The sequence below is a fragment of the Candidatus Obscuribacterales bacterium genome (genome assembly GCA_036703605.1).
Classification (GTDB): Bacteria; Cyanobacteriota; Cyanobacteriia; order RECH01; family RECH01; genus RECH01.
The window spans coordinates 1-22,823 of record DATNRH010000462.1; the positions used below are offsets into that span (position 1 = coordinate 1).

Annotated in this window: 20 protein-coding genes; 11 read left to right on the plus strand and 9 right to left on the minus strand. The window is 53.1% G+C overall.

The genetic code is table 11. The annotated features are described in order from the left end of the window. Window positions 1-731: 731 nt before the first annotated feature. A complete protein-coding gene (locus tag V6D20_09775; protein ID HEY9816067.1) occupies window positions 732-1,334 on the plus strand; it encodes a hypothetical protein in 603 nt (200 codons plus the stop codon). Window positions 1,335-1,469: 135 nt separating this feature from the next. On the opposite strand, the gene V6D20_09780 is transcribed toward V6D20_09775, so the two are convergent. Then, window positions 1,470-1,847 carry a hypothetical protein gene (locus V6D20_09780; protein HEY9816068.1) on the minus strand — a complete coding sequence of 126 codons (378 nt, stop codon included), beginning with the start codon at window positions 1,845-1,847 and terminating at the stop codon, window positions 1,470-1,472. 259 nt (window positions 1,848-2,106) lie between these two features. Next, complete coding sequence (locus tag V6D20_09785) at window positions 2,107-2,508, minus strand: DUF4359 domain-containing protein (protein HEY9816069.1); 402 nt, start codon at window positions 2,506-2,508, stop codon at window positions 2,107-2,109. Between the two features lie 240 nt (window positions 2,509-2,748). Between V6D20_09785 and V6D20_09790 the strand changes: the two genes are divergently transcribed. Further along, window positions 2,749-3,207 (plus strand): c-type cytochrome, encoded by a 459-nt coding sequence (locus tag V6D20_09790; protein ID HEY9816070.1) that lies wholly within the window; start codon window positions 2,749-2,751, stop codon window positions 3,205-3,207. A gap of 256 nt (window positions 3,208-3,463) precedes the next feature. Here the strand turns inward: V6D20_09790 and V6D20_09795 are convergent, their stop codons facing one another. After that, the gene (locus tag V6D20_09795; GenBank protein ID HEY9816071.1) at window positions 3,464-5,608 is read right to left on the minus strand and encodes a CHASE2 domain-containing protein; all 2,145 of its coding nucleotides are present in this window, start codon (window positions 5,606-5,608) and stop codon (window positions 3,464-3,466) included. 204 nt (window positions 5,609-5,812) lie between these two features. Here V6D20_09795 and V6D20_09800 point away from each other — a divergent pair, with 204 nt between their 5' ends. After that, on the plus strand, window positions 5,813-6,682 hold the full coding sequence (locus V6D20_09800; GenBank protein HEY9816072.1) for a shikimate dehydrogenase: 870 nt from the start codon (window positions 5,813-5,815) through the stop codon (window positions 6,680-6,682). A 154-nt stretch (window positions 6,683-6,836) separates the two neighbouring features. Beyond that, window positions 6,837-7,223 carry a hypothetical protein gene (locus tag V6D20_09805; protein HEY9816073.1) on the plus strand — a complete coding sequence of 129 codons (387 nt, stop codon included), beginning with the start codon at window positions 6,837-6,839 and terminating at the stop codon, window positions 7,221-7,223. On the opposite strand, the gene V6D20_09810 is transcribed toward V6D20_09805, so the two are convergent. Next, window positions 7,220-8,503, minus strand: a complete 1,284-nt coding sequence (locus tag V6D20_09810) for a hypothetical protein (protein ID HEY9816074.1) — start codon at window positions 8,501-8,503, stop codon at window positions 7,220-7,222. The two genes, V6D20_09805 and V6D20_09810, sit on opposite strands and share 4 nt — an antisense overlap. A gap of 130 nt (window positions 8,504-8,633) precedes the next feature. Here V6D20_09810 and obgE point away from each other — a divergent pair, with 130 nt between their 5' ends. Further along, window positions 8,634-9,713, plus strand: a complete 1,080-nt coding sequence (obgE, locus tag V6D20_09815) for a GTPase ObgE (GenBank protein ID HEY9816075.1) — start codon at window positions 8,634-8,636, stop codon at window positions 9,711-9,713. A 90-nt stretch (window positions 9,714-9,803) separates the two neighbouring features. Here obgE and V6D20_09820 read toward each other — a convergent pair whose 3' ends face one another. After that, window positions 9,804-10,604 (minus strand): hypothetical protein, encoded by an 801-nt coding sequence (locus V6D20_09820; GenBank protein HEY9816076.1) that lies wholly within the window; start codon window positions 10,602-10,604, stop codon window positions 9,804-9,806. A 339-nt stretch (window positions 10,605-10,943) separates the two neighbouring features. On the opposite strand from V6D20_09820, the gene prfC reads away from it, so the two are divergent. The 5 genes from prfC (at window position 10,944) to recG (ending at window position 18,517) form a co-directional block, all read left to right on the plus strand. Next, on the plus strand, window positions 10,944-12,572 hold the full coding sequence (gene prfC / locus V6D20_09825; protein HEY9816077.1) for a peptide chain release factor 3: 1,629 nt from the start codon (window positions 10,944-10,946) through the stop codon (window positions 12,570-12,572). Between the two features lie 267 nt (window positions 12,573-12,839). Then, a complete protein-coding gene (locus tag V6D20_09830) occupies window positions 12,840-13,511 on the plus strand; it encodes a pentapeptide repeat-containing protein (protein HEY9816078.1) in 672 nt (223 codons plus the stop codon). Window positions 13,512-13,637: 126 nt separating this feature from the next. Then, window positions 13,638-14,885 carry an MFS transporter gene (locus V6D20_09835; GenBank protein ID HEY9816079.1) on the plus strand — a complete coding sequence of 416 codons (1,248 nt, stop codon included), beginning with the start codon at window positions 13,638-13,640 and terminating at the stop codon, window positions 14,883-14,885. Window positions 14,886-14,999: 114 nt separating this feature from the next. Continuing rightward, window positions 15,000-16,055 (plus strand): hypothetical protein, encoded by a 1,056-nt coding sequence (locus V6D20_09840; GenBank protein ID HEY9816080.1) that lies wholly within the window; start codon window positions 15,000-15,002, stop codon window positions 16,053-16,055. Next, window positions 16,055-18,517, plus strand: coding sequence for an ATP-dependent DNA helicase RecG (gene recG, locus V6D20_09845; GenBank protein HEY9816081.1), 2,463 nt, complete (start codon window positions 16,055-16,057; stop codon window positions 18,515-18,517). Before V6D20_09840 ends, recG begins: the two co-directional genes overlap by 1 nt. A gap of 102 nt (window positions 18,518-18,619) precedes the next feature. Here recG and aroH read toward each other — a convergent pair whose 3' ends face one another. After that, window positions 18,620-19,027: a chorismate mutase gene (aroH, locus tag V6D20_09850; protein HEY9816082.1), complete on the minus strand. Its 408-nt coding sequence runs from the start codon at window positions 19,025-19,027 to the stop codon at window positions 18,620-18,622. A gap of 180 nt (window positions 19,028-19,207) precedes the next feature. Next, window positions 19,208-20,104 (minus strand): signal peptide peptidase SppA, encoded by an 897-nt coding sequence (gene sppA / locus V6D20_09855; protein ID HEY9816083.1) that lies wholly within the window; start codon window positions 20,102-20,104, stop codon window positions 19,208-19,210. A 230-nt stretch (window positions 20,105-20,334) separates the two neighbouring features. Between sppA and V6D20_09860 the strand changes: the two genes are divergently transcribed. Next, window positions 20,335-21,393, plus strand: a complete 1,059-nt coding sequence (locus tag V6D20_09860; protein ID HEY9816084.1) for a DMT family transporter — start codon at window positions 20,335-20,337, stop codon at window positions 21,391-21,393. A 10-nt stretch (window positions 21,394-21,403) separates the two neighbouring features. Here V6D20_09860 and V6D20_09865 read toward each other — a convergent pair whose 3' ends face one another. Beyond that, window positions 21,404-22,357 carry a ribonuclease Z gene (locus tag V6D20_09865; GenBank protein HEY9816085.1) on the minus strand — a complete coding sequence of 318 codons (954 nt, stop codon included), beginning with the start codon at window positions 22,355-22,357 and terminating at the stop codon, window positions 21,404-21,406. A 121-nt stretch (window positions 22,358-22,478) separates the two neighbouring features. Then, window positions 22,479-22,823 (minus strand): hypothetical protein (locus V6D20_09870; GenBank protein ID HEY9816086.1); only part of this gene is annotated, 345 nt, incomplete at its 5' end.

Consider the following 22,823-nt stretch of genomic DNA (forward strand, 5'->3'; position numbering starts at 1 on the left):
TGAAATTGCGGAGACAGCAAATGGCATTCAACGGACTTTTCATGGCTTAGATGATGTTTTTGTGAAATCTATCGCTCTTATACGAAGTTTTGATGATGATTTCTGAGTAGGTAGATGCTTCCCAGATATGGTGCATGATCACCTGTGCTGTCGTTTTCAAGGCTTGAGTCTCAAAACAGTCAGCGGTTATGGGAAATAACCGTAGTTTTGCAGATTTGCTTAGATCAGTAATAATGCTAGTAGGGGGTTAAACCCCTCAGCGTTAAAAGGCGTACTGCCCTAGCGTCTATCCTTTCAATCCTAGCGATGAAATCCTAGCGGTGAAACACCACTGACAGCAACTCTTGATAGCAAGTATCCAGGGGCATCCTGCTTAAGTATCGGCGCTATAGGAAACTAGGTATCCAGATGATAAGGACAGATAGGGCAGAAGCAACAAGCCGCACTGGGCTTGTTACAATGACGCTCCATCAGGGGTCTGCAACTGCACAATAGGATTTTACGTCGTCTTTATCAGGTGTATCGCACATCCAACGCGATGATGCACAGATCAGGTGTTCATGCATGACTGATACGAACTGCCCAACAGTGTGACTGAGATAGCAAGAAGAACGTTCCCTGTTGGTAGTATCTACGTCATTTAGGGAGCAGCCTTGTTCTTTCCATCCATCGTTTGTGGTGTATAGATGTGCTTTGGTCATGCTCCTTATATGCATTTGCAACCAGCCCTCATGATTCCTTCCCCTTCCGCTAAGTTTTTCAACCGTGCGGCTCCGGAGCTGCCTCCTCGATCACCATCGTTATTGGCGAAACAGACAACCCTAGCGACCCAACTGTCGCCTACCTCTGCCATCTTACTACCCCAGTCTCAGGATATGCCGCCAGTTTGCGTGCGGCTGGATATGGAAGATCTACAGTGTTTTGAGCGCGTAGAGCGTCAGTTTGATAGTTGGGGGGTTGTGTTTAAAAACGCGATCGCTCTTCATCCTTCCAACCCTGCTTTTCCCACCCGTGCCGGCAAAACTGTTTTGACTGGGGCACCCCACAGTAGCTGGATTGGTGTTCAGTTCCATCGTCCTGTTAGCTATGTGAGTGGGTTTGTGACTAGTTCACGCCAACTGGTGCTGTCTGCCTACAATGTGGCTGATCAGTTGGTTGCTAAATCCGAGATTCCTGGCTCAAATTTGCTGGATGCTACATCGGTTTATCCACCCAATCTTCAGTTGAGTGTGCGAGGTCAAGCCATTACCCGCATTGTGTTTCATGCGTTTAATGGGCAGTTCACCTTAGATGAGCTAGTCTTTATGAACGATGTTAGCTTAGGTTATTCATAGCCCCTCTAGCAAACATCTCCCACCCGGTTGGATGAGAGATGGTATGGATCAATATTTTGCTAGGTTTCTCAGCTATCCATTAAAGATGAGGGTGTTGAACACCTAATGCTGAGAGCCTACTAGAGAGCTTGTAGCCTAAGCAGTGGGCGTTTTGACGCGGCGGGCCATATCCATAAAGGGAGTGAGGCTGGGGCCGGGGCGGCGACGCTTCGTGCTCGGCGACATCGAAAATTTCGTTGCAAAGTTTTCGAGGACGGGAGATGGATTGGGTTTACTGAGCGTGGCCGGCGCAGGGGCTGTAGCTACTGGCGTTGGGGCTGGTTTGGGTGCAGCAGCCACTGGAGGAGTTGATGTTGGTGTAGGTTTAGCCTCTGGGGCTGGCTTGGAAGACGTCGCAGGTTTGGGGGTAGACTCTGCTTCCATGTAGTAGTCTGATTTACCAATACCAAAAATCTTGAGAATACCGCCCAGAAATGAAAAGATGCCGCCAAAAATCTTCTGTATAAAACCCATTACTGCGATCGCTCCTAAAGGTTCTGCTAAATGTTGACGTGAACTTCAGACAAAGACAGGTTAAAAGCCATGGACAAACCTCTGGCCCGGCAACATGCTGCTGAAGATGACTGCAACATGACAACACCGGAGGCTTGCAATATGTTCAGCTTGCCATCTACGAGATTACCATGAGACTTCCACCAACGTCAGCCTGGATCAACACGAGTCGCTGTCATTGTTTGAAGATGGTTGGATGCGGTAATTTCCAACCGGCATTCTATCGTTGCTCTGCGGTGTAAATGTAGAAATTTTGAAACACGCCTACCGACTCTACATAGTATGACGGCAGCATGTCGTGTATTTGGAGATTGGTCTTATAAATACTGAGCACGTAGAAGTTTTGGCGCTCTGTGTTTCTAGAAATAAGCTGGCGGACTTGGTTTTGGTTGCTGTCTAGGAGCGATCGCAAAAGCCTGCCACATTGATCTTGCAGCAAGTCTTGCAAAAAATCAGGGGTGTCTTGACAGAGCTCGTCACTGCGGGTTTCGAGGTAGAGGGTGAGTTGCTGGGTGGCATAGTCTTCATAGGCCTCTTGCCCAGGATTGGTGATCACCATCGCACCTCCAAGCCCTAGCAAGGAGGCACCTAATAGTAAACTGGCAAACTTAAACAATTTCATAGCATTCTGATCCAAATCTCTGGGTTTATCAATAGGGGGATAAGACTACCTTCAAGATGCTGACCGAGCGTTGCGGGTGGGCAACTGGGCAAACACCATCTTTTTATGCTGGGCTTTGCTCTACTAAGGTCTGAAAAAACTGAACCGCAGGTCAATCTGGGTGCCTAAATCTTGAAGAATGTAGGAAAATGTAAAAAAATGTATCTGCAACATTAATTCTAATTGAGTGTAAATTGCGTCATGGGCCGACTTGTGCAAGTTTGGGAGTGGATGACGTCCCAGTCGATTCCCTGGATCAGACGTGAATGGGAACGATTAAGTTCACGCCAGGGCATAGGAGGGCGATCGCTTCGGTGGTGTTGGGCGGCTGGGCTGGTGGTCTGCATTGTGGGAGTACCCGATCGCGCCCTAGCCATCAACGTACCCCAGGGGGCTGAGTTGTTTAACAGCAATTGTGCCCGCTGTCATATTAATGGACAGAATTTAATTTTGCCGGACAAGAACCTGCAGTACGACACGCTTCGAACCTATCAAATGAATTCCGTCGAAGCGATCGCCCATCAAATTCGTCATGGCAAAAATATCATGCCAGCATTTGGCGATCAGTTTAGCCCAGAGCAACTGGAGAACATTGCCACCTATGTGCTGATGAATGCTCAGCAGGGTTGGAATGCGGTCGCTCAATCTCCGTCGTCCTAGGTCGGTCTTGTTCATAGATTCTGTCTTGTTTTTAGAGCCGTTAATCTGTGGCATCTCTCAACGCAAGGGATGAATGTCATGCAGGATGGGGTGTTGCTGAATTGCGACAGGATTTGCGCTAACGAACCGTGAGCGAGACGCTCATATTCACCATGCATGCATCATCAAGGTTGTGGGAGCATCTTGATCGCAGACGATTTAATATCTGTATTCAGCAAGACCTATGATGGTTGTGTCCAGCATGGGTTATGGCCAGCTACTCTGTCCACATCATGGTTTCGATCGCCTGTTGGTACCGATGGAGACGATAAAACCGATAGCTAACCGTGGCACTACCGGCAATGACAAAGGCCAGAACCGGTGCAACCACGGGTAACCAGCCTTGATTGATAAAAAGCAGAATGGTTGTGCCAACAATGATCACCAAGACGGAGGCGCTGCTTAAGCCCAATGAAAGGGGATGACGAACATACCAGGCGAGTCCACCACCCACTAGGGCCCACAGCAAAATCCAAGCCATTTCAACTCTGGCAGGGATAAACCAATACAACGCATTCCCCTCTGTGGCTGCGGTCAAAAGCTGGCTGACCATTTGAGCATGAATGATCACCCCAGCCATTTGATGGTCTTCTTTCAAACCAGCTGTGTAGGGAGTGTTAAATAGATCTCGAGCGCTAGGGGCAGTGGTGCCAATCAGGACAATGCGATCGCGGATCCAATCTGGATCAAAGTTGCCATCTAGAACATCGCTGACGGTGATGCTTTGGGCAAGGCGCTGGGGAGCTCGATACCGCAACAAGATCTGATACCCGGCGGCATCTACAGATTGGTAGCCTCCGGAGTGCGTCTCTAGGGGAATCAGGCGACTCTGCCCAACGTCTAGCTGTTCAGAATCCTCTACATTGAATGGAACAATGCCATCTTGCTTGAGATAGAGCAAGGCTACCCGCATGGCAAAGGAATGCAGTACCTGAGATTCGTAGGACGCAAAGATCAGATTGCGACGGACAATGCCGTCGGTATCAATGGGAAAGTCGTTAAACCCAATGCGGTCATCTGGAACCCCAGGCGGCGCAGGAATGCTGCCCCCGGCCACATCTCCCATTTTGGTAATGGCAATCACGTTATCGGCTTGGAGCTGTTCAAGGAGTAGATCTCGACCGGGATCTTGAGGAATATCCCGATACAGGTCTAAACCGATCACTCGGGGGGAGTGCTCTTGTAATGTATTTAAGACATCGGATAGGGTGGCATCTGAGGGCGTAACGCGCTGCAGGCGCTGCAGATCGGCTTCGGTGATCTGTACAATCAGCAAGCGTGGATCTGGGTCTAGTGCGGGTTTTAATCGCACCATGTGATCATAGGCAGATAGTTCTAGCGGCTCTAGCCAGCCTAGCGTCTGAACACCGATGACCCCGGCAGCGATCGCCACCGATGCGGCGATCGCTGCCCCTAAGCCCGATCGCAATTGCCCTCGCCAACCCGGGGCCGGGCGAGCGTCAGCATTCAGGGGCATCCGCAGCATAGACTCTGGCAGCAGCATGGATGGCGGTACTTCAGTAATGTTGGTGGGCAACTCAGATAGCTTATCTAAGGCCCGCAGCACATCTGTTGCTGACTGGAAGCGGGTGCGAAATTCGTAGCGCACCATGCGATCGAGAATCAGTCTAAAGCCAGGACTCACCTGCACCAGATCTTTCCAGAGAATTTGGGACGTATCGGGATCAACCGGCAGTTCTGTGGGTTGTTGACCGGTCAGTGCCTGAATAGCGGTCATCCCAAGGGCGTAGATATCGCTGCTAAAGCGCGGACTGCCAGCGAGCTGTTCGCCGGGGGTATAGCCATGTGTGCAAATACCTACCGTAAATTGCGTGTTGCCGCTTTTCTCCCCCCCAAGTAGTTGGGTGCCCAGTTCTTTCACAGCCCCAAAGTCAATCAGAACAATTTGCCCATCGGGACGACGGATTAAGTTGCCGGGCTTAATGTCGCGGTGGATCACCCGGTTCTCATGGACAAAGGCTAGGATTTTCAGGACGTCCCGCAGGAATTCAATCACCTGCCCTTCGTCTAGACAGTTGTCTCTAGAAAATTCATCGCTAAGGGCATGACCGTCTACAAAGTCCTCGATGATGTAGAACTCTTGATTTTCTTCAAAAAAGTCTATTAGTCGGGGAATTTGTTCATGTTTCCCTAGGCGCTCTAAAATTCGTGCCTCAGTTTCAAACAAGCGGCGAGCCACACTGAGGGTTCGTTCGTCTTGCGTCATGGGCTGAAAGTGCTTGATGACGCAGTAAAACGGCTCTGATGGCTGAATATCCTGCGCCAAATATGTGCGGCCAAATCCACCGGAACCCAGTAGCCTTATAACTTTGTATCGCCCACCGATCAACGTATCGAGCATAGTGGTTAGTCAAACGTCGAGACTAAGTACTGCAAGGCTGCAAGGTTCCTGCAACGGTTATTGAACGCTAATATTGAGAGCTGATGATGGCACAATTATGGACAGCCCTGATGGAACTAGTCAGTCATCTTCTAGTTTTGTTACAGGATACTCTATCTTATCGGCCAGAGGGGTGGAACGTGACAAGACTCAAACTCTGAACCTATGACAAAGATTTGTGGTACGACTCAACTGCTCGGTGTGATTGGCTATCCCATTGCCCATACCTTGTCGCCAGCGATGCATAATGCTGCGATCGCTCACCTAGGGGTGGACTATGTCTATCTGCCTTTTGCCATTGCGCCGGAGCAGTTGGCGGTAGCGATCGCGGGCTTTGAGGCGATGGGGGTGCAAGGATTCAATGTCACCATTCCCCACAAGCAGGCGATTATACCGTTGCTCACCACTGTGACCGCCGATGCGCGGGCGGTGGGGGCTGTGAACACGGTTTGCCGCACGGCAGACGGTTGGCTGGGCACCAATACCGATGTGTTGGGCTTTATGGCTCCCCTGCGAGAGCGATCGCAGGGGAGTGCCTCAGAAACGGTGGTCATTCTCGGGAATGGTGGGGCGGCGCGGGCGGTGGTGGCCGGCTGCGATCAGTTGGGCTATCGCCAGATTTGTGTGGTGGGACGCAGTGCCGACAAGGGTCGAGAGTTTATGGAAAGTTGGCGATCGGTGCCCCTCACGGCCCGGATTTCTGTACATACCTGGGACGACCTGCCCCAGCTTTTGCCCTCTGCCACCCTGGTGGTGAATGCGACGCCCTTGGGGATGCATCCCCAGGAGGATCGCTCTCCCCTCAGCCGGACGGATCTGCAGCATTTGCCCGCTGGAGCCATTGTGTATGACCTGATCTATACTCCCAACCCCACCCGGCTGCTCTCAGAGGCGAGAGAGGTAGGGGCGATCGCTCTAGATGGTTTGGAAATGCTGGTGCAGCAGGGGGCAGCGGCTTTGGAACTATGGATTGGTCAACCGGCCCCGGTGGATATGATGCGACGGACGCTGAAAGATGCTCTGGGCTTACCTTAAGCACAACGTCAAACACTGCGTCGTCAAGCACTGCGTCACCTACTGTGTAACAGTTCTATGTAACAGTTCTACACGCCTAGTAATATTCCTAGACGAGTCCCATGGCATTCCCATTACAATACATGGAGAATTGTTAATAAACTAAGGCGCGCTCATGGTGACGGACATCTTTCCCTTCCGCCTACATATTGATACAACAACATTGGCAGGCATTAGCCTTTGGTCGCTGGCGCTGTATCTAGGCTTCTTTCCGGTGGGTGAATGGGTTACGGTGCAACTGGGGCGCTGGTTCAACTATGCTGAGCGATCGCTCTATACCCCGGCTGAGTTTGAGCGCACTCGGGCTGGACGGGAATCTCTGAATGCCCTTTATGCATCGGTGTTCAGCATCGTGCCCTTCTTGGGTGCTGGTGGACTGTGTAACTACGGCGTAGAGCTAGGGCTAGGGCGCAGTTGGGCGGTGAGTGTGGGTATGATTGCCTGCATCGGCTGCGGGATCTATGAACTAGGGCGGCGCAGTGTGCAATCGGATGTGGATTAGCTCGGATGTGGATGATTCAGCAGGTCTAGGGTGAGGTGAGCGATCGCCTTGGCGGCTCCTGGTTGACCTCGGGCGGCTCGTAACTGCTGGCGCATGTGGGTCAACTGCTGGGGATCGTTGAGATACTCCAACGCCACCTTGGCTACCTGCTGGGGCTCTAGGCTGCCAACGAGTTCTGGGACAATCTCTTTGCCAGCCCAGATGTTGGGCCAGGCCAATAGGCGAGGCTTGCGGAGAAACCAGCCGTTGATCAGCTTGGCCATGAGGCTACCGACGCCGGGTAGATTGGCAAACAATCCCGGAATGCCGTCCCAGGCGCGCATGGCGTCTAACTGCTGGGTGGGCAGCATGACGATCATGGGGATGGTGAGGGCTCCCAATTCGGCGGTATTGGCTCCAATGGTGGTTAGGCAAAGCTGGCATTGGGCGAGAGTTTCATAGGCGGGAAAGGTGCGGATGAGGGTGATCTGCAAACCATCCTGAGTTTCTAAATAGGGTGGATCGCCAGAGTGCAGGGTTGCGCCGGTGAAATGGAAGATGGCGGCGATCGCATTCTGGGATGGATCGGCAAAGTGGGCGAGAGTTTCTAGATCCAACGTAGGCGCAACCGGCAGGATGAAGCGGGCATGGGGGCGCTGGCGGTGAATCTGTTGGGCGATCGCTAAACAGAGGGGCACACCCTGGGCTAGCTTGGCGGGTTTGGATCCGGGTAATAAACCAATGTGCTCTGTATCAAGTGTTTCTAACGCTGGCACCGTCCCAGCTTCCGCCATCAGGTCTCCCACTACGGTGAATTTAGGGCGATGGCGTATGGGAGCGCGCTGGCACAGATCTGCTTTCATGACGGCAAAGCGATCGATCCAGCCATGCCAACGGGTGTCCCATTCGCCGTAGATCAAGGTTTTGTAGCCTAAACGGCGACCGATGACCACCGGAAAAATCTGATCGCCACCCAGAAAGACCACCACGCCGCGATCGCGCCAGTCCCAGTTCTCTGCCGTCTTGCCCCAGAGTAAAAACGGGAAAAAGTCCGTTGCTCCCTGCACCCGATCCACCTCTGGATAGCTCTGAACAATAGCGGCTTCTCGTCCGCTGGCATTGGCACAGGGCGAGAGGATGACGGACAGGCGCAGGGTGGAGCGATCGCCCCCCCAAACGTGACGTAGAGCCTGCACCACCGGCCGCACCCAGGTGGCCACTTCGCCTGGGCCGTTGGACAGAATGAGGATATCAACCGGTTGGCTGGGTGGGTCAATCGTTGAGTCAATCGGTTCAGTCATGGATAGTTTGATGGCAGGGGCTTGACATGGGTCTGAGGAATCCGCACCCGCTAGCGGTCAATCCGGACAAAAGTCCCCAAGATTCCTCCAAAATCGCCTAGGATTGATCCAGGTACTCTCACCCACAGCAATGCAGTTTATTGATCAGGCCCAGATTGAAGTCTTTGCGGGAGACGGAGGGGACGGCATGGCCGCCTTCCGCCGCGAAAAGTATGTTCCGGCTGGTGGTCCCTCGGGGGGCAATGGCGGTCGGGGCGGATCGGTCATTTTAGTGGCCGATGAAAATTTACAAACCCTCTTGGACTTCCGCTATGCCCATAAGTTTAAGGCAGAACCGGGTAAGCGCGGCGGGTCGAGCAATAAGACCGGGGCTAATGGCAGCGATCGCGTTATTGAAGTGCCCTGCGGTACGATGATCACCGACGTGGAAACGGGCGAACTGCTGGGAGATTTGGTGACCCCTGGCCAAACCCTTTATGTGGCGCGGGGTGGCAAAGGTGGCTTAGGAAATCGCTGCTTCTTGAGCAACCACAACCGCGCTCCAGAACATGCCCTGCCCGGCCTGCCCGGTGAGCATCGCGTCATCAAGCTGGAACTGAAGCTGCTGGCGGAAGTTGGCATTATTGGTTTGCCCAATGCTGGCAAATCTACCCTGATTTCTGCCCTGTCGGCGGCGCGTCCTAAGGTGGCAGACTATCCTTTTACCACCCTCGTGCCCAATCTAGGCGTGGTACGTAAGCCATCGGGTGATGGAACCGTGTTTGCAGATATTCCAGGGCTGATCGAAGGAGCCCATGCCGGGGCTGGGCTGGGTCATGAATTTTTGCGCCACATCGAGCGAACTCGGCTGTTGCTGCATTTGGTAGATCTGACGGCAGCGGACCCCATCGCCGATTTTCGTACCATTCAAGCTGAGCTCCAGGCCTATGGCCATGGCTTAAGCGATCGCCCCCAAGTCATTGCCCTCAGCAAAATTGATGTGTTGGGGCTCTCGTCCGACGATCCGGTGGATGATACCGTACAGGAGATCATCCAACAGCTTCAACCCCACAGCATTGCTCCCGTCCAACTGATTTCTTCGGGAACTCGTGCAGGACTAGACACGCTGATGGAACATGTGTGGCAACAACTGGCTGCTTTGCCTGCCGAACCGCCCGCCATACCTGCGCCGATTTTAGCCCAGCCCAGCGAATTTCATATTCCGGTCTAGCAAGAGCCAGCTAGAGCTACTACTCCGATGCCTAACATTCTCTAAGGTCTGAGAGCCTGAGGGATCCTAGTCCCTCAGGCTCTATCCTCTCTATATATCTTGGGAGTCTATGGTGTCTTCAAAGCTATGTCTTATCATCTGGGACATAGCGGGAGCTGGTCTTGCCGATGCTGGAGCTGTGGATGATCCTACGGAAACCGTCAAACGTTGAAATTGCGTAGCGATGTAATCTAGCAACCCGTAGATAAAAGCCAGCACGCCCAGCATTTCGAACACTTCTTCAATGGTCAGCATGACGGCCATGATCATATTTTGATCGGCTGATAACTCTCCGGTTGAACTGGCAGATTGCCAATGCAGGGCTCCAACCACTTCCATCAAAACTGCGCCACCTACGTATAAGACAAAGGCGGCTACGAAAAAGCGCTGGGTTTTCTTCGGTAAGTGCAGCAAAAATCTGACATAGGCGATGCCAAATACCAGGGCGAAAAGTGCTGCAGGAATGACCCAGGGCTGGCTGAAGGATTGACTATTTGGCAATACCTTCGGCGTTGCGTAGTTGAGCAGCTCATGTAGGCTGGCCGCTTCGTCTACGGATAGGTATAGAAAAGCGATTGCCAGACCCGTCCAGTAATACCGGAAGCGATCGCCTGCTGTGTGTTTGGCGATCGCAATCGTAGCTAGAAGAGATGAACAGAGCAGCAGGGTGATGGAGGAATACCAGGTCGGGATACTCTGCTCTGTATTGACATCAAAGCGGGGTACAAACCCAAACATCATGTCATCCCCAAGGTAGAACTTGAAGTACTGCCCTAGCAAACTAGCCAATGCTAAACCTATCACAACGCCGATGAGAAACTTAGTAATTCGCGTTGGGGATATGTGAATCATAGTTTTTATGCTCCAAGACGCATGGTGTAGAGATGCGCAAACCTTGTTCAGTAATGGGTAAATCTGTGGTCAGTTTGCTTGAGACATCGCCTAGATCGAACGTTCAATAGAACGTTGGCTTTGCGATGTCCTAAGCCATGGGACTAGGGCTATAGCTGATTAAGCGAGCCGTTAACTCTTTGTTAATCTGTTGTTAATCTTCTGTTCATTAGACATTAACGTTGAAGCCTTGCTCAGGTCAATCCCTCTGGGTGTAGATTGTTCGGGGATGATTTGAACAAATCCGTCTGACCCGTCCCGTGGCTTCGTATAATGGAGATTCGACTAAAGGCCTTGAGTATGTCCACAGAACTTCAGGACGAGTTGCAGTCGGCAGTGGAAACCCGTCGCAACTTTGCCATCATTTCCCACCCGGATGCGGGTAAAACCACCCTGACTGAAAAGCTGCTGCTCTACGGAGGGGCTATTCATGAAGCGGGTGCGGTTAAGGCCAAGCGATCACAGCGCCAAGCCACCTCCGACTGGATGGAAATGGAGCAGCAGCGGGGCATCTCCATCACCTCTACGGTGATGCAGTTTGAGTACGGTGGCTTTTGGATTAACCTGCTAGATACGCCGGGGCACCAAGACTTTAGTGAAGATACCTATCGCACCCTGGCGGCGGCTGATAATGCCGTCATGCTGGAAGATGCGGCTAAGGGCTTAGAGCCACAAACCCGTAAGCTGTTTGAAGTCTGTCGGATGCGATCGCTGCCGATTTTCACCTTTTTCAACAAGCTGGATCGTCCGTCTCGTGATCCGCTGGAGTTGATGGATGAGATTGAGCAGGAGCTAGGCTTGAAAACCTATGCGGTGAATTGGCCCATTGGTACGGGCGATCGCTTTAAGGGTGTATTTGATCGTCGTAAGCGGCAGATTCACCTATTCCAGCGGACAGTTCATGGTAGTTTCCAAGCGCAAGATACGGTGGTGGAGCTAGGCGACCCGCGTATTGAAGAGCTGCTGGAACCGGATTTATACTACCAACTCAAGGAAGAGCTGGATGTCTTGGAGGAGGTCGGCGATGAGCTGGATCTAGACCTTGTGCATCAAGGCAAGATGACGCCGGTCTTTTTTGGCAGTGCCATGACCAACTTTGGCATCAAGCTATTTTTGGAGTCGTTCCTAGACTACGCTCTCAAGCCAGGGTCTCGCCGCAGCAATCAAGGCGATATTGCGCCTACACATCCAGATTTTTCGGGATTCGTCTTTAAGCTGCAAGCGAACATGGATCCTAAGCATCGCGATCGCATTGCCTTCATTCGCGTTTGTTCGGGCAAGTTTGAGAAAGACATGATCGTTAGTCATGCGCGATCGGGCAAAAACGTGCGGCTCTCCCATCCCCAAAAGCTGTTTGGGCAAGGGAGAGAATCCTTGGAAGAAGCCTATCCAGGGGATGTGATCGGTCTCAATAATCCCGGTGTATTTGCCATTGGCGACACCATCTATCTGGGCAAGAAGCTGGAGTATGAAGGGATTCCCTGCTTTTCGCCAGAGTTGTTTGCCTACCTCAAAAATCCTAATCCCTCCAAGTTCAAGCAGTTCCGGAAGGGCGTGAAAGAATTGCGGGAAGAGGGGGCAGTGCAAATTATGTATTCTGCGGATGATGCTAAGCGAGATCCGATCTTGGCCGCCGTTGGACAACTGCAGTTTGAGGTGGTGCAGTTCCGTTTGCAGAATGAATATGGCGTGGAAACCCGATTAGAACCCTTGCCCTTCAGTGTAGCCCGCTGGGTGGGCGGCGGTTGGGAGGTGTTGGACAAGATTGGACGATTGTTTAACACGGTGACGGTGAAGGATAGCTGGGGACGTCCTGTGCTGCTTTTCCGGAATGAGTGGAACTGTCGGCAGGTGGAGGGTGAGCATCCCTCGTTAGATCTGCGTTCGATCGCGCCGGTGGTATCTGGACAGGAGCCGGAGGATCTCTAGGCGCTTGGCGGGACTTGGGAGATGGATGCACCCACCCGGTGCATCCTTGGGATTGAGATGACTATGTATATTCACTAGTGTGCCAATCACGGCTACGTCATAGATTTAACAGGACTTAAAGAACTCTTTATGTAGGAACTGCGGGTTGGGGGGCGATCGCCTGAAAGAAGGAATGACAGGAACGTTAGGTCATGGACAGTTTGAGATGACCTGCTACCTCAATGGTCAATCCTTGTTCAATCCTTCAGCGCACCCACTACGACTTCTATGGCAGATCCTACTTGTCTTGATGTGATCCAACACGGCACTCAGGTTTGGAATGAATTTCGCAAAACCTATAAGGGTAAGCCAGATTTAAGCAATGCCAACTTGAGTCTCCGCAACCTAGCGGGGATCAACTTATCTGGCATGAATCTTATTGGTGCTAATTTGATTGGTACCGATTTAAGCGGTGCGGACTTGAGCGGTGCATACTTAATTCGTGCGCGGCTGATTGGTGCTGATTTGGTGGGCACAACTCTTATTAAGGCGATGTTGCGGGGGGCAGACTTGGCAGAGGCTACCTGCTGTATGGCTAACTTCAGTCGAGCTGATTTAATGGATGCCATGCTGGCTGGAACCCATCTCAATCAGTGTTACTTGATTGAGGCCAATTTACAGAATACTAATCTTTATCGAGCGGATATCAGCCAGGCTAACGTAGTTGGCGCTAACCTGAATCGCGCTAGTTTAGTCCATGCTGACTGTACCCGTGCCAATTTGAGCCGCACTAACCTCAGAGAGGTGATCGGGGTGCGAACCACGTTTGACTGGGCGGATTTGTCGGGTGCAGATTTGCGAGGGGCTGATATGACCGGCGCTAGTGTAGTGGGCACCCAGATGAAAGAGACCAATCTCACCGGCGTGATCTTGCCAACGCCGATTGTGCTGGCCAGCTAATCGGCTCGGTGGTTCGTCACCTTCGATCGCGGCTCAAGAAGCCTGCAATTTTTTCCAGATTTGGTCATGATAAGAACAGTGGCGATCGCCATCGTTTTCATGGATACCGTCTGGAAGGATTGACCCTTGAGCGCTTTTTCCCAACTTGATCCGTTGTTACGACGTAACCTGCTGATTTTATTTACAGCAGGTCTTTTATTTTGGGCCGGTCTGTCCTCCTTATTGCCCACCCTGCCGCTTTATATTGAGGATATTGGCGGCGATCGCCATCAGGTAGGCATTGTCATGGGAGCGTTTGCCATTGGTCTCTTAGCCTCGCGTCCTAGCTTGGCCCGACTGGCTGATGCTCGTGGCCGCAAGGTGGTGTTGCTCATTGGCATGGCAGCGATCGCTTTTGCACCCTTGGGGTATTTGGCAACTGGATCGATTCCCCTGCTGATTGTGATTCGCGCCTTTCATGGGTTGAGTATTGCTGCCTTTGCCCTCGCCTATAGCGCCCTCGTGGTCGATTTTTCCCCACCCCATCAGCGGGGAGAACTGATTGGCTATATGAGTTTGGTGAATCCCATGGGTTTGGCGATCGGGCCAGCCCTGGGGGGCTATTTACAAGAGTGGCTTAACTACGATGCCGTGTTCATCATGTCGTTTGCCATGGGAACGGTGGGTCTGATCTGCACGGCCTATGTGCAAGATGCGCCCCATCTTGTGTCGCCCACGGCGGCGATCGCTGCCCAGGCAGCGGAGCGGAAAAAGGCTGCGTTTTGGCGGCTGTTGGTGAGCGATCGGGTGCGGGTGCCCGCGTTGATCATGCTGATGGTGGGGCTAGCCTTTGGCACCCTCAGCACCTTTGCGCCGCTCTACGTGCGGGAGGTGGGTATTTCAGTGAATGTGGGTTTGTTTTACACCGCCGCAGCGATCGCTAGTTTTTCCATTCGCTTGATCTCCGGGCCAGGCTCCGATCGCTATGGGCGGGGGGTGTTTATTACCCTCAGCGTGGTTCTCTACACAGCATCGATGCTGATGCTGTGGCAGACCCAAAATGATGCGATGTTTTTGATGGCTGCGGTGCTGCAGGGGGCTGGTTCGGGAACCCTGATTCCCATGGTGGCGGCGCTCATGGCCGATCGCTCCTATCCAGATGAACGGGGGCGTATTTTTGGCGTTTGTATGACAGGTTTTGACCTAGGGATTGCCCTTGCTGGGCCATTTCTAGGGGCGATCGCTGACCAGACGGGCATCACGGCTCTATTTGGTCTCTGTGGTGGCATGACGTTTGTGGGTCTCCTGGTCTTCCTCCTGTTTTCCAGCAAAGATGTGGCCCATTCCCTACGTTTCGCCACCGGACGAGAACGGGATATTTATGCGTTGGATTAGTTGGTCAGTGGAGCGATCGCCTGTTGATCAATCGTTGATAAGCATGATGCAGGCGGGCTGATCCAACGGGGAATAAGTTGTTTGTTGGGCGATCGCAGGGAAGATACTTGGATCATGCTTGGCCTATTCCTAGGGGCAATCCTCAATAGGATAGACTTGTACTACCGATCGTATGTAGAGGTCATCGAGGCGATCGCGGGGGAGTCAACGGTAGATATATTGGACAAGCAGGGAATAGTGACGCTTATGGTTCGTGCGGTGCAAAACATTGAGCAGGATATTCAACGTTTGGACGCAGCCCTAGAGGCGATCGCTCAAGAGCTTCATGGGGCCTATCAAACTTATATGGAAACCTTGGGAGAGGCATTGCGCAAACAGCTCGTGTTAGCGAGTTATCATCTTTGCACCCAAGGCTATCCGGATCGGTTTTTGGCCCTGTCCCTCAGCCAGCGTCAAGCGTTGCAACAGGAACTTCGTCAACTTGGGCTGCGATCGCAACAACAACTGCTCCAGTTTCTGACGCCGCCCCATTCTATGCCCAAGGCTGTGTCCAAGCCGCCCAGTTTACTAGAGGCGTTGGTGAGTGGTGTCTCGCCCGAGGATCTACAAGATGACCTATCGTTGGAGCAAGACGCGGGTTCCCATGACGTTCCCCTAGGGGATGGTGCCACTATGGAGGGCTTGGCGATCGCGGATCTAGCTGACCCAACTGCAGAACCTGCCCGGCTGACGCCCTACGATGTCGTGCAGTGGCGGGATGCGTTAGAAGATGCGATCGCTGAACTCTTGCAGGGCGCGTCCCATGAGGCCAATCGACTGCTGCAGCGAATGAACATGCTGTCGAGTGCTCTGCCGGAGCCAGTGTTGGAGGTGGCCTCCAAGGCTGAGATGTTGTCAGAATCAGCGAGCGGCCCGCCAAACTTGCTGAAACTGCGCATTGAGGCGGAGGTTGATAACAAGGATGAGGCAGAAACAGCCCAACTTATGGTGATTCATCTTCGGCTATCGGAAATTGAATTTAGCGATCCAAATTTTTCTCTGAAGCGGGCGAAAATCCGTGAGTTGTTTGCTCAGGTCAGCCAGATTGGGCATGACTACCGTCGGGTGCATCGAGAGAAGGCGATCGCTGAAGCTGAAGCTGCCTGGCGGTCGAGTTGGTATGAAGGCTAATGGATTGGGAGCGTCTGCAAAAAGCACTGTCCTATGAAGCGGAGGGAGCGTTCAACGATCGCCAAGGGAAGGCTCATCGCTTTAGTGAGTTTTTACACCTCAGTCTCCGTGATCCCTCGGGTGACCTGCCGGAAGGCGATCGCTCTCGCTGCCGGGAAATAGCCGATCGCTACCGGGCCTATGGGGACATGACCCTGGCCCAACGCCGACATTTGGTGGCAGATACTCGGCGGTTTGTGCTGCAAAGTCGGCGCTTATTAGACGTGGCCCATCAGCCACCCCCAGCGGCGACGCCTGCACCCAAAGCTCGCCCGCCCCACACCAAGTCGATCACTGAATTAGTAGGTATGTCATCCCAGCTTGACCTCGACCAAGCGGTGACCTACTTGAAAGGCATGGGCCCCAAGAACAGCGATCGCTTAGCCAAGCTCGGCATCTATACCGTGCGAGATCTGCTCTACTATTATCCCCGCGACTATTTGGACTATGCCCGCGAGGTGAACATCCGCGATCTGGAGGCTGGGGAAACGGTCACGTTACTGGGAACGGTCAAGCGCTGTATGTGTTTTACCAGTCCCCGCAATCCTAAGCTGACTATTTTTGAACTGGTGCTGCGCGATCGCACTGGTCAGATCAAGCTGAATCGCTTTTTCCCCGGCAGTCGCTACAGCAATCGGGGTTGGCAAGAGCAGCAAAAACGCCAATATCCCATCGGTGCCCGGGTAGCGGCGTCGGGCTTGGTGAAGGTGAATAAGTACGGCACGACGTTGGATGATCCGCAAATCGAAGTTCTGTCGGGCCCCGATGACCCGATCGATTCTCTCACCGTGGGGCGGGTGGTGCCCATTTACCCGCTCACAGATGGCGTGAATGCCAATCTCCTGCGCCGGGCCATGCTAGAGGCGATTCCAGCAGCGGCGCAGTTGGCCGATCCCTTGCCCCAGACCCTGCGCGATCAGTTTGAGCTGATGACCTTATCGGAGGCGATCGCCCAGATTCACTATCCCGACCATAGCGATCGCCTCAGCCAAGCCCGTCGTCGGCTAGTCTTCGATGAATTTTTCTACCTACAGTTGGGGCTACTTCAGCGCCGCCAGACCCAGCGCCAGGCCCAAACCTCGGCTATTCTCACACCCCAGGGTGCCTTGATTGAGCAGTTTTACGACGTCTTGCCCTTTCCTCTCACCCAGGCCCAGCAGCGGGTGGTCAGCGATATTTTGCAGGATCTAGAACATCCCATGCCCATGAACCGCTTGGTGCAGGGGGATGTGGGATCAGGAAAAACGGTTGTGGCGGTGATTGCTGCCCTAGCGGCGATTCAGTCAAGCTATCAAGTGGCCCTGATGGCTCCCACGGAAGTGCTAGCGGAGCAGCATTATCGCAAGCTGGTGGGCTGGTTTAACCTGTTGCACCTACCGGTGGAGTTGCTTACGGGATCTACTAAAGTCTCCAAACGCCGACACATTCACACTCAGCTAGAAACCGGCGAACTGCCGCTATTGGTGGGCACCCATGCCCTGATTGAGGATCCGGTACGCTTCAGCAAGCTGGGCTTGGTGGTGATTGATGAACAGCATCGCTTTGGGGTGGAGCAACGGGCCCGCCTCTGCCGTAAGGGCGATAATCCCCACGTGCTCACCCTGTCGGCAACGCCCATTCCCCGCACCCTAGCCCTGACTCTACACGGCGATCTAGACGTTAGCCAGATCGATGAACTGCCGCCTGGACGCAAACCGATTCAAACCACGCTGTTGACCGGGAGCGATCGCGCCCATGCCTACGATCTGATGCGCCGGGAAATTGCCCAAGGTCGCCAAGTCTATGTGGTACTACCCTTGGTGGATGAGTCGGAACAACTGGATTTGCGATCGGCTATTGAAGAATTTCAGCGTCTCAGCGAGACGGTCTTTCCAGACTTTTCCGTAGGGCTGCTGCATGGCCGCATGTCGTCAGCAGACAAAGATCAGGCGATTCAACAATTTCGTCAGAATGAGACCCAGATTTTGGTCTCGACCACGGTGGTGGAGGTAGGGGTAGACGTGCCCAATGCCAGTGTGATGTTGATCGAACATGCGGAGCGATTTGGCCTATCCCAGCTCCACCAACTGCGGGGACGGGTAGGGCGGGGTGCCGATCAGTCGTTTTGTCTGCTGATGAGTACGTCTAAGGCCGAAACGGCTCGTCAACGGCTGAAGGTGTTGGAGCAGTCCCAGGATGGATTTTTTATTGCTGAAATGGATATGCGTTTCCGGGGGCCAGGACAGGTTTTAGGCAAACGACAGTCAGGCCTGCCAGATTTTGCCTTGGCCAGTTTAGTGGATGACCAAGATGTTTTGGAGGTGGCCCGCAATGCTGCCAAGACGTTGATGGAGCAGGATCCTACCCTAGAACCCTGGGATGCCATGCGGCAGGAGTTGGCCTATCGCTACCGAAAACTCATGGGTGGAGCCATGATGAATTAGGTGTATGTGAGAGCGATCGCGTCCCCATCAGCCTGACTGCAAACGATCGTCTCATTATTTCTATCCGTCTGGCTACCCGCCGTCTTAGGACGGTGAGGTGCATCAGGAATGAGACTGCACGGTGGAGGGAGAAGGAATCACAGGGGCAACGCCCCAATCGGGCCGTAGATTTTTGGCATTTCTCAGGTAGGGATGATGCACTTGGGGATGGGGCGTATTGACATGGATTAAAAACCGGATGCAGCGTTCTAGCCCGCCTTCAACATGCATCTGTTGGACGTCCAACAGCGGTACATTATCCCAACGGGGACGCGATCGCGCAATCGCTGCTGGAAACACCACATCAATATCGCGGGTTGCCGAAAACATGGCGCTGATGATATCAGATGGATCCAACTGGTTCAGCGATTCCAATTCATCAAGCAACTCATGCACCGCATCTTGAATGGCCTCCACTGAGTTTTCTGAAACGGTAGTTGCCCCACGAATTGCCCGAACCTTCCACTCCACGGCGAAATCCTCCATGATTTTGATATGTGTGTTGCTATGCTGCCTTGTGGGAACCAGGGCGATCGCCCTGAGGTTTGATCCTCAGCAGTATCTCGTTGTTCTAGTTCCAGCCCTGCATTCTTAGACGCCATCATGTTCCCTAGGGTGACCGTTGTGCCAAGTCTGCCAGGGAGCGATCGCCTAAGGACGATAGAGCCAAAGGGGTAGCCCACTGGTTGAGGCTTCAAACTCCAGCCATTCTAGCCCGATTGCCAACGGAGACTGGGCATAAGCTCGCCCAGAAAATAGGCGGCTCGTCCAACTTTTCGGCTCTTCCAGGTTAAAACAGGGCGTTTTTTCTGGATCTAGACCCGCCAGCTCGGCGGCCCAGCGGCGGGCATCTTCCTCTGTTCCTAAACGATCAACAACGCCTAAGTCTAAGGCCTGTTCCCCGGTAAAGATGCGCCCATCGGCAAAACTTTTGACAGCTTCAATCGTCAGGTTACGCCCTTCGGCAACCGTGCGGACAAATTGGTGATAGCTGGTGTCAATCAAGGTTTGCAGAATGTCTTTCTCTGGATCGGTCAGCTCACGGTCAAAGGCCAAAATATCTTTGTAGGGCCCTGACTTAATCACCTTGAAGGATACGCCAATTTTTTCCAGCAGCCGCTCTAGGTTATTGCCCCGCAGAATAACGCCAATGCTGCCGGTAATGGTACCCGGATTAGCCACGATGTGCTCTGCACCCATACCAATGTAAACGCCGCCGGAGGCAGAAATATTGCCAAAGCTCGCAACAATTTTGACCTTGTCCCGCAGCTTCATCAATGCTTGGTAGATCTCTTGGGAGTCGCCCACGGTGCCGCCGGGGCTATCAATCCGCAGCAGCAGCGCTGGAAACTTTCGTTCTTCCACCACTTTGAGGGCATTGAGAACCTGTTTGCGTGTTCCAGAAGCGATCGCCCCTGTCACTTCAATGCGGGCAATTTGTTTGCGAAAACGTCTAGAAAACGGCCAGACCATGAGCAGTTCAAATCCAGAAAAAATGGTATCTAGGAGTTCCCGTGACCTAACAATCGATGGGAACTGCTGATTCAAGTCTCATGGATCACCCACGTCGCTATAGACGTCATGATCCTCCATGCATGAGAGATATGAGAGTTGGATGCAGCCATACTCTAGTGTGCCCTATGTTGAGGTTTCAGGTGCAAGTCCCTTGTCCCGCGATCGCTAGGGAATGTTCGGGGAAGAAAATGCACTACTTTTTAAACCTATAAATGGGCAATTGTGAGTAATACTTTAAGAAACGTAACTATTTTTGTTGCTTCATGGCGTCTAACACTTCCCTAGGGCGATCGCCCTTTTTGCCCCTGCTGCTCATTGCTCCCTTCTTTTTGTGGGGAACGGCCATGGTGGCCATGAAGGGAACCTTGCCCCACACCACGCCCTTTTTTATGGCGGGTGTGCGCTTGGTACCGGCGGGCGCATTAATTTTGCTGGCCGCCGCCTGGATGAAGCGTCCGCAGCCTCAGGGATGGATGGCTTGGCTATGGATTGGGCTATTTGGGCTGGTGGATGGTGCGCTGTTTCAAGGGTTTTTGTCCCAGGGACTCACCCGGACAGGTGCGGGGCTTGGGTCTGTGATGATCGACTCCCAACCCTTGGCGGTGGCCCTGATGGCGCGCTGGTTCTTTGGTGAACGCATTGGGATCTGGGGTGGTTTGGGCTTGGCCTTGGGGATCTTGGGGATCAGCCTGTTGGGATTGCCGGATGAGTGGCTGGTCAACCTATGGCAGTCTGGTTTGCAGGACGTTAGCGTTGCGTCGTGGCCAGAGGCGCTGGGCAATCTGTTCCAAAGCGGTCAGTGGTTGATGCTCATGGCTGCCCTGTCGATGGCGGTGGGAACGGTTATGGTGCGCTGGGTCTGTCGCTATGCCGATCCCGTGACGGCAACCGGCTGGCATATGATCCTGGGGGGATTGCCCCTGTTTGCCCTGTCGTCTGGTCTGGAAACTCAGCAGTGGAGCTTGCTGGATGGCGGTGATTGGCTGTCCTTAAGCTACGCGACTATCTTTGGGAGTGCGATCGCCTATGGATTGTTCTTCTACTTTGCATCGAGCGGCAACTTGACCAGCTTTAGCTCCCTCACCTTCCTCACCCCCGTCTTTGCCTTGGTGTTTGGCAATCTGTTTCTATCCGAGGTCTTGAGCTCAATTCAGTGGGCGGGGGTTGGTTTCACCCTAATGAGCATTTACCTGATTAATCAACGGGATGTGTTGACGACCAAGATTCGCCTAGGCCGTTGGCTGCAGGTCAAGCAGCTCTCTGAGGAACCAACCGCCGATTTGGCGATCGCCCAACCTCAGGAGCAGGAGCATCCTAGGTAGAATCTTGGGACTATCGAGAAGCGATCGCTTCCCGCATCCGTCGAGGGATGTCATGCACCATAAAATCATGGGCCATGATGGTGTTGGGAAAAATGGCCCGAGCTTCTGCCAATAAATCTCCGAGATCAACCGCGTTGCCCGGCGCATAACGAGGGCTGAAATGGGTCATCACCAACTGCTGCACTTGTGCAGATAGGGCGACTTGAGCCGCCATGGTGGAGGTGGAATGCAGACGCTGATAAGCCATCTCCGCATCGTGGTGGGAGAAGGTGGCTTCATGGACAAGCACGTCGGCATCTTGGGCTAGGGCCACGGCATTGTCGCAGTAAATGGTGTCGGTGCAGTACACAAATTTGCGGCCAATTTCCGTAGGTCCGCAGAGATCGGCCCCGTTAATCTGCCGTCCATCTGGCAGCGTCACCCACTCACCACGCTTCAGCTTGCCATACAGGGGCCCCGACGGAATGCCCAAGGCGGTGGCCCGATCGACGTTAAACCGTCCAGCTCGATCTCTTTCGGCCACTCGATAGCCAAAGGCTGGTACCCGATGGGTCAGGGCCTCACAGCTCACCACAAACTCGTCATCTTCGTACAGGATTCCAGGCGTGACGGTATGCACCTTCACGGGATAGGAAAAGTGAGTTTGGGAATAGCGGCCGCAGGCTCTCAGGTAGTCGTCTAGCTTGGGGGGGCCGTAGATATCAATCCGGCTAGGATTGCCCGCCAGCCCGCAGCTTGCCAAGAGCCCCATCAGCCCATAGATGTGATCCCCATGCATGTGGGTGACAAAAATTCGGGTGATTTGGCTGACGCGGATGTCGCTGCGTAAAATTTGGTGTTGAGTTCCTTCGCCGCAGTCAAACAGCCAAACTTCAGCGCGTTGAGGTAATCGCAGGGCAATGCTCGACACATTACGCGATCGCGTCGGAATCCCAGAACTTGTGCCTAAAAACGTTAATTGCAATGTCCACTCACTTCAATATCAACAACCATGAAATATCCATAACCATGAAAACCGAGAGGCAAAGCCCAATCTGTTGAACCACGCTAGTTACGCCAGGCGATCGGAACTACCTATACCTCGATTAACTTCTTCCTGTCCGACCACTGCAGTGACGATGCATAAGGGATGATTTGGTATGGAGGATGATCAGGCGTGCTTCTATCCTGACATATCTCAAGCTGGCTGACGCGGTCGCCGTTAGGTTGGGACGATCTTGCCAAGGCCAATGCACCTCAGAATATTCCCCCTTGTTGTAGATCAAGGAAGGGTCATCAAGATTACCGATAAAATGATCAGAAAAAGCAGGTGAGTTTTCTGCACTGCCCAGAATCGTAGGGAATTCACGGATTCTGTTGGAGGGAATAACCGTGTAGGCTAAGGCCAATCTATGATGATCAGCATCTCTTGAAAGCGATCGCCCAGTTCT